Annotated in this window: 7 protein-coding genes; 3 read left to right on the forward strand and 4 right to left on the reverse strand. The window is 52.0% G+C overall.

Annotated elements, in window-relative coordinates:
* Both atpD and ACTHUE_RS07675 read left to right on the forward strand, forming a co-directional pair.
* Nucleotides 1-863, forward strand: an 863-nt coding sequence (atpD, locus tag ACTHUE_RS07670) for a F0F1 ATP synthase subunit beta (RefSeq protein WP_440423220.1), incomplete at its 5' end; no start/stop codon positions are given.
* Between the two features lie 10 nt (nt 864-873).
* Entirely contained in the window at nt 874-1,299 is a 426-nt protein-coding gene (locus ACTHUE_RS07675) for a F0F1 ATP synthase subunit epsilon (protein WP_004519002.1), read from the forward strand.
* Between the two features lie 372 nt (nt 1,300-1,671).
* Here the strand turns inward: ACTHUE_RS07675 and ACTHUE_RS07680 are convergent, their stop codons facing one another.
* From ACTHUE_RS07680 to ACTHUE_RS07695, 4 genes are all read right to left on the reverse strand, one after another.
* The gene (locus ACTHUE_RS07680; protein ID WP_004519001.1) at nt 1,672-3,384 is read right to left on the reverse strand and encodes a flotillin family protein; all 1,713 of its coding nucleotides are present in this window, start codon (nt 3,382-3,384) and stop codon (nt 1,672-1,674) included.
* A gap of 212 nt (nt 3,385-3,596) precedes the next feature.
* On the reverse strand, nt 3,597-4,262 hold the full coding sequence (locus ACTHUE_RS07685) for a YqiJ family protein (RefSeq protein ID WP_440361221.1): 666 nt from the start codon (nt 4,260-4,262) through the stop codon (nt 3,597-3,599).
* 212 nt (nt 4,263-4,474) lie between these two features.
* Nucleotides 4,475-5,143, reverse strand: coding sequence for a PspA/IM30 family protein (locus ACTHUE_RS07690; RefSeq protein WP_063076784.1), 669 nt, complete (start codon nt 5,141-5,143; stop codon nt 4,475-4,477).
* A gap of 53 nt (nt 5,144-5,196) precedes the next feature.
* Nucleotides 5,197-5,697 (reverse strand): hypothetical protein, encoded by a 501-nt coding sequence (locus ACTHUE_RS07695; RefSeq protein ID WP_049331682.1) that lies wholly within the window; start codon nt 5,695-5,697, stop codon nt 5,197-5,199.
* Nucleotides 5,698-5,878: 181 nt separating this feature from the next.
* Here ACTHUE_RS07695 and polA point away from each other — a divergent pair.
* Nucleotides 5,879-8,423, forward strand: a 2,545-nt coding sequence (gene polA, locus ACTHUE_RS07700; protein ID WP_440423222.1) for a DNA polymerase I, incomplete at its 3' end; no start/stop codon positions are given.

An 8,423-nucleotide genomic window follows, 5' to 3' on the forward strand; every position in this document is an offset into this window, starting at 1 on the left:
GTGAACGTACCCGTGAAGGTAACGACTTCTACCACGAGATGAAAGATTCCAACGTATTGGATAAAGTAGCCATGGTGTATGGCCAAATGAACGAACCTCCAGGCAACCGTCTGCGCGTTGCTTTGACCGGTTTGACTATGGCCGAATACTTCCGTGACGAAAAAGACGAAAACGGTAAAGGTCGCGACGTATTGTTCTTCGTCGACAACATCTACCGTTACACTCTGGCCGGTACCGAAGTATCTGCACTGTTGGGCCGTATGCCTTCTGCAGTGGGTTACCAACCGACATTGGCTGAAGAAATGGGTCGTTTGCAAGAGCGTATTACCTCTACCCAAACAGGTTCCATCACTTCCATCCAAGCCGTATATGTACCTGCGGATGACTTGACTGACCCGTCTCCAGCGACAACTTTCGCCCACTTGGACGCGACCGTCGTATTGAGCCGTGACATTGCATCTTTGGGTATTTACCCGGCAGTTGACCCGCTTGACTCTACTTCGCGCCAATTGGATCCGATGGTATTGGGTCAAGAGCATTACGACGTAGCGCGCGGTGTACAGTCTACTCTGCAAAAATACAAAGAATTGCGCGACATTATTGCCATTCTGGGTATGGACGAATTGTCTGACGAAGACAAACTGACTGTGATGCGTGCCCGTAAAATTCAACGCTTCCTGTCTCAACCGTTCCACGTTGCAGAAGTGTTTACAGGTTCTCCAGGCAAATATGTCGCCCTGCGCGATACCATTGCCGGCTTTAAAGCCATCTTGAACGGCGAATACGACCATCTGCCTGAACAAGCGTTCTACATGGTAGGCGGCATCGAAGAAGCAGTTGAGAAAGCGAAAACCTTAAACTAAGGAGGTCGGCATGAGCGTCATGCAAGTTGAAGTGGTCAGTAGCGAGCAAAACATCTATTCGGGCGAAGCCAGCTTTGTGGTGGTTCCGACCGTTCAAGGTGAGCTTGGTATTTATCCACGACACGAGCCGATTATGAGTTTGGTACGCCCCGGCGCATTGCGTTTGACTGTTCCGGGTGAAGCTGAAGAAGTGCTGGTTGCCGTTTCCGGTGGCGTTTTAGAAGTACAGCCTGATAAGATTACCGTATTGGCAGACGTTGCCGTCCGCAGTACCGAAATGGATCAGGCGCGTGCTGAAGCAGCTAAAAAAGCAGCCGAGGCAGGTGTTTCTGCAGCCAAAGATGATAAATCTCTGGCCGAAGCGCACAAAGCATTGGCAGCAGCCATTGCCCAGCTGAAAACTTTGGATTACCTTCGTTCGCAAAAAAACAAGTAATGTGGGTTCATCAAGAAAAAGCACAACGAAATGTTGTGCTTTTTTATTTGCCTGAAGATAAGCAGCTTGGTATTGAAATGTCGATAGATGAGTAGATGGCAAACTTGAAATCGGAACGGTAGAACCGGTTTTTATGACTCAATTGTTGGCGGATCATTTTCAAAGCAGTTAGTCTTGTTATTTGGCTAAGAATAGCCTACTCAATCTTTTTTAACCACAAAAAGCAGGGTGGATAATTCCTAATTTATTGCAACCGCAACAGATCTGAATTGATCAGTATTGAAAATATTAGAATTTGCGGAAGCCCTTGTATAAACAAAAGGCCGTCTGAAACTTTTCAGACGGCCTTTAAACCATTATTACGGTATTCATTTATGATTGGTCGATGGTTTTATCCAGTCCTTGGGTCAGACCGTTGATGTCGCCACCATTCAGTCCCAACTCTTTCAATAGACCGTCAACCAACGGAGCTTGGCTGCGGTAGCGCAGGGCGCTGTTGACCATTTGATCGGCAAGGCTGGCTTGTGTGGTTTGGCCGTCTGAAACACCTTCCGCACCGTTTGCACCACCGGCAAAGCCACCCAGACCATTGACTTGCAAGATTTTGATGTCTTCGATTTTTTCCATCGGGCGGACGGATTCGCGGATGATGTCCGGCAGGTGTTTTAAGAGGGCAAGGCGGACTTGCATTTCAACCTGTTCAACGCTCAGGACGTTGGCAGCCTCGTTTACAGCGCGGGTACCTTCTGCATCAACCTTGTATTGTTGCTCTTGCGCTTGCGCCAACAGAATTTTGGCATCTGCCTCACCTTTGGCTTGCAGGCGGTGTTTTTCGGCTTCGGCTTCGGCGGCAATACGCACGGCTTCTGCGCGGTCTTGTGCGGCTTGTTTTTCGGCTTCGGCAGCAACAGTGAGCGAAATCGCATCTTTTTGCGCGGCTTCTTCTGCGGCAATCAATTCAACCGCTTTGGCACGCTCGGCGCGTTCGGTTTCGCGTACGGTAATCACGCTCTCTTCTTCGCGAACGGCGGCGGCGCGGGCTTTGTCGGCTTCGGCTTTGGCTTCGGATTCAGCACGCGATTTTTCGGCAACGGCGATGGCGCGGTCTTGCTCGGCCAATTCGATGGCTTTGCGGCGTTCAACCTCGGCCTGCTCAACGGCTTGGGCTTTTCTAATGTCTTCGTTTTTAATGTCGCGTTCGGCGGCAATGCGTTTCAAATCCACTTCGCGTTCAGCCGCAATTTTGGCTTCTTCCGCTTCACGTTTTTTCTGAGATTCTTGTTCGGCAATGCTGGCCTCTTGTTCGGCACGGCGGACGGCAATCTCACGCTCTTGTTCGAGTTTGGCGTATTCTTCTTCGCGCGAGATTTTCAGGCGTTGCTGCTCGGCTTCGAGGTTTTTGGTTTTGATTGCCAAATCGGTGTCTTGTTCGATTTCGTTACGTTTTTTGCGGCGGCCTTCGATGGTTTCGGTCAGTTTGGTCAAACCTTCCGCGTCAAAGGCGTTTTGCGGGTTGAAAAATTCGAAGCTGGTTTGGTCGAGGCCGGTCAGGGAAACGGTTTCGAGTTCGAGACCGTTTTTGAACAAGTCTTCACTCACGACTTGTTGTACTTTCTGAACGAAATCAACACGTTTTTCATGCAGTTCTTCCATCGCCATTTCGGCGGCAACGGCGCGTAGGGCGTCAACAAATTTACCTTCGACGAGGTCTTTCAACTCATCGGGAGACATGGTTTTCATACCCAGTGTTTGTGCGGCGGTCGCAATGCTCTCGGCGCTGGGTTTAACGCGGACGTAAAATTCCGCCATCACGTCAACGCGCATCCGGTCGCGGGTAATCAGCGCTTGTTGGGCTGCGCGGCGCACTTCAAGGCGCAGTGTATTCATGTTGACGGGGATGATTTCGTGCAATACAGGCAGCACCATCGCACCGCCGTTCATGATGACTTTTTCGCCACCAAAACCGGTGCGGACAAATGAGACTTCTTTGCTGGCACGGCGATACAGACGGGTCAGGATGAGGCCGAGTACAAACAGCGCGACGAGTATGACGCCGGCGATAGTGCCGATGGAGACCAAATTCATGGTTTTTCCTTTCTTCTTGTTAATATGCCTTTGGGGGCGGTGGATTCAGAAAGCTTTGAGGGAAGGAAGCCGTCTGAAAGGGTTAAAAATATGGGTTGAAATAATAGAGTGGTTGTTTTTCTATATTGTTATTTCGGATTTCTAGATGGTGAGGATAGGGCGGTAAAGTATCTATTTTTACCGTATCGATAAATCAGCGGTTTCAGACGGCCTTAATCTACCAAGCTGCCGCTCGGATTCAAAATCGCTTTAAATGTATTTCCATCCAACGACACCAGCAATACCGCATCGCCTTGTTTCAATACATCTTCAGAGTCAGGCTCTACCATCACATAATGCTGTTGGCCGTAAGCATCTTTTACGCGCGCCTGCGCCGCATTGCCTAGCCGAGCTTCGCCCAACACCACCGTGCCGACGCGCCCGATTAAACTTTCCTGAGAAACGGCCGTGGTTTCATCTTTCGGCATAATTTTGTACAAACTGCTAGCTGTTACGCGCACCAAGGGCAGGGAAAGAAACCAAACGATGACTGCTGCCAGCGTGCCATTCAGATAACTGCCGAATACAGTGGCAAAGGCCGTCTGAAACAGATAACCCGTCAGTCCGTATACGGCAAGAAACACCACCATCAACATCAATACCGGGATACGTCCGACATACAGCCAGCTCAGGAAACGCACGAATATGCCTGCATCCGCCACATCCAATCCTACCTCGGCGTGTGCAGTTTCGGTCAGGCTGTCTGGCAACAGGTTGTCCAACCAGTCGCTGATACCGCCTGCCAGCATGGAAATGACTTCCAACACACCGAGCAAAACCATCAGCGCAATGGCAATGCCGAAGATTTCAGTTTCGGGGGCGTTGATTAGATTCCACATATTGCATTTCCTTATTCTTTTTAATTTTCAGACAGCATATATTTTATTTTAAAGTTAAGCAGATTGGATATGGGTTTTTATTAATTTGTCGTAACTGACAGGATTTTTCCCAATCCGTCATCTTTTTGTTATTGAGGTGTGTATGGTTTTCTTTTTTCAGACGGCTCCGTGAAGATAGAGGCCGTCTGAAACTGCGATTTTCTCAATATGGCTTATGATTTCGCTTTCAATGCCGCCAATCTTTCGGCAATGCGGTTGTTGCGGCTTAAGTCTTCCAGTTCTTTCAGCTTGGCCAACTGCGCCGCATCGGTGCTGCTGTGTACCGAGTTTTGGCGACCCATCACACGGTCGAAGGCATTGCCGCTTTTTTCGGCATCACGGGCAATGCGGTTGAGGTCGCTGCCGTTACCACCGGCTGTTTTGCCTGTGCCCATGCTTTGCTGTGCGGCACGCCAGTCTTGCAACTGCTGCTGCATCTCGCGTTTTTTCGCCTGCAGGGCGGCGATAAAGCCTTCAAGCTCTTTTTCTTGTGCAGCACAGTCGGCAATGGTGTTTTCTAAGATGGGCAGACGCGCTTCGATGTCCATCTGCTCGGCGATACCCGCTTCGGCAAGATCATCGCGACCGGCATCTACGGCGGCTTGCAGATTGGCATCAATGGCCTCGTGGCGGTTGCTTTCATCGGCCATTTTCTTGGCGGCAAGATGTTTCTGCGCCAACACTTTGCCCAACTCAGCGCGCACTTCATCTACTGCGCGCTCAATTTCGCGGATGCTTTCGTTCATGACCGCTTCAGGTGCAAGGTTTTCCGCCGCATCAATTAGGGCATGAAAACCGCCGCTTACCAGACGACCTACTCGGCGGGATAGGGTTTCGCTCATTTGGATTTTCCTTTCACTAAAATGTGTTTGTTTCATTTGGTATGGCAGCAGTCTTAAACTTCATTTGCCTGTTGTACAATCTTCGCCAGTTTCAAAGTGTTTTCAAGCTGTTGCAGAACGCTGTCGTCGTATGCCGCGCCTTTGCCGGTTACGGCGAGTTGCAGGATGCTGTCGGTGAGGCGGACGATGCGCCACATCAGTTCGCGCTCGTATTTTTTCAAATCGTCGAGGTCAGCTTCTTCGGGCAGGTCGGCGGCGAGTGTTGCGCCCAAGTCGGGCAGTTGTTCAAACAACCTCGCCACGATATGCGAATGCACTCCGGCCTGTTTTTCAGCGTGCAAGATTTCGTGTTTTGCTGCTTGGAAAAACTGCTCCTGCGCCGTCAGTGCAGAGCCGTAATCGCGTGTCTGCGTATGCGCCAAGCGTGCCAGCTTGAGCAATTCGCGGATTTTTTCAGACGGCGTATTTGCACCTTCGATTTTTAGTTCAGCAATAAAATCAGCATCTTCCTGAGTGATGCGCACACTAATTGGGATACGGTTCGTTGCATTCATATTCTTTTGATTTGGTTTGTATTCATTTGAATACAAATATACAAGATGGGATTCTGAGGCGCAATACCAGAAACCGTATATTTATGTAAACATCAGGCCGTCTGAAACTTGATTTTCGGTTTTCAGACGGCCTTTTCCTTTATAATCCGTACATTATTTTCATACACACAGCAGGTTCCCCATGTCCAACAAACCCACACTCCTTCTCGTTGACGGCTCTTCTTATCTTTACCGCGCCTATCATGCTATGGGGCAGAATTTGTCCGCGCCCGACGGTGCGCCGACTGGGGCGATGTATGGAGTGTTGAACATGCTGCGCCGGCTGCGGGCAGATTATGTGCATGACTATTGCGCGGTGGTGTTTGATGCGAAGGGTAAGAATTTCCGCCACGAGATGTTCCCCGACTATAAGGCGACGCGTCCGCCGATGCCGGATGATTTGCGCCCGCAGGCGGAAGCCTTGCCGGATTTGGTGCGCCTGATGGGCTGGCCGGTGTTGGTGATTCCGCAAGTGGAAGCGGACGACGTTATCGGCACTTTGGCTAAGATGGCTAGCGAAGCAGGGTGGAGCGTAGTGGTATCTACCGGCGATAAGGACATGGCGCAGTTGGTGAACGAGCGCGTGACGCTGGTGAACACGATGAGCGGCGAAACGCTGGACATTGAAGGCGTGAAGGAGAAATTCGGCGTGCGCCCCGACCAAATCCGCGATTATCTTGCACTGATGGGCGATAAGGTGGACAACGTGCCGGGCGTGGAAAAGTGCGGCCCGAAAACCGCGGTGAAGTGGCTAGAAGCCTATGGCTCGCTGGCTGGTGTGATGGAACACGCTGGCGAAGTCAAAGGCAAGGTGGGCGAAAACCTGCAAGCCGCTTTGGAACAACTGCCGCTGTCGTATGATTTGGTAACGATTAAAACCGATGTGGACTTGCATACCGAGCTTTCAGACGGCCTCGAAAGCCTGCGCCGCACTTCGCCGAAATGGTCGCAGCTGGTTGTCGATTTCAAACGCTGGGGTTTCCGTACTTGGCTGAAAGAGGCGGAAAGCCGTATGCACGAAGCACAAAATACAGATTTGTTCGGCAGCGAGCATATTGGCGAACAGGCCGCATTGGCGATGGAAACACAGCCTGAAAAACAACCCGAACTTGCCCCAGCTCCCGAAAAACTGGATTATCAAGCCATTACCACCGAAGCGCAGTTTGCCGCCTTGTTGGACAAACTGGCGCAGGCGGACAAAATCGGCATCGATACGGAAACCACGTCATTAGACGCGATGAATGCCGCGCTGGTCGGCATCAGCATCGCGTTCCAAGCAGGCGAAGCGGTTTACATCCCCGTAGGACACAGCCTTACTGCCGCGCCCGAACAGCTTGATTTGCAAGACGTATTAGGCCGTCTGAAACCGCATTTGGAAAATCCTGCCCTGAAAAAAATCGGGCAAAACCTCAAATACGACCAACACGTTTTCGCCAACTACGGCATAGCCCTGAACGGCATTGCCGGCGATTCCATGCTCGCTTCCTACATCATTGAGAGCCATCTCGGACACGGCTTGGACGAGTTGTCCGAACGCTGGCTCGGCTTGGAAACCATTACCTACGAATCGTTGTGTGGCAAAGGCGCAAAGCAAATCAGTTTTGCTGACGTTGCCATCGGACAGGCAACTGAATACGCCGCCCAAGACGCAGATTTTGCCCTGCGCCTCGAAGCGCACCTGCGCGCGCAAATGGACGCCAAACAGCTTGAAATGTATGAAAAAATGGAGCTGCCTGTCGCGCAAGTATTGTTTGAAATGGAACGCAACGGCGTGCAAATCGACCGCGCCGAACTCGCCCGCCAAAGCGCGGAACTCGGCGCAGAGCTGATGAAGCTCGAACAAGAAGCATACGCCGCCGCAGGCCAGCCGTTCAACCTCAACTCGCCCAAACAGCTGCAAGAAATCCTGTTCGACAAAATGGGCATCCCCACCAAAGGCCTGAAAAAAACCGCCAAAGGCGGCATTTCCACCAATGAAGCCGTGCTCGAACAGCTCGCGCCCGACTACCCCCTGCCCAAAATCATCCTGCAAAACCGCAGCCTGGCGAAACTCAAATCCACCTACACCGACAAACTGCCCGAAATGATTTCCCCCAAAGACGGCCGCGTGCATACCACCTACGCCCAAGCCGTCGCCATTACCGGCCGCCTCGCGAGCAACAACCCCAACCTGCAAAACATCCCCATCCGCACCGCCGAAGGCCGCCGCGTGCGCCGCGCCTTCACCGCACCGCAAGGCAGCGTCATCGTTTCCGCCGACTATTCCCAAATCGAGCTACGCATCATGGCGCACCTCTCCGGCGACAAAACCCTCATCGCCGCGTTCCAAAACGGCGAAGACGTACACCGCCGCACCGCCGCCGAAGTATTCGGCATCGCCCCCGAAAACGTCTCGTCCGAACAACGCCGCTACGCCAAAACCATCAACTTCGGCCTCATTTACGGCATGGGCCAATACGGCCTCGCCAAATCATTGGGCATCGACAACATCTCCGCTAAAAACTTTATCGACCGCTACTTCGCCCGCTATCCCGGCGTCGCCGAATACATGCAGCGCACCAAAGAACAAGCCGCCGCGCAAGGCTTCGTCGAAACCCTGTTCGGCCGCCGCCTCTACCTGCCCGACATCCACAACAAAAACGCCAACGCCCGCGCCGGAGCCGAACGCGCCGCCATCAACGCCCCCA

The organism is Neisseria sp. P0021.S005 (assembly GCF_051956955.1).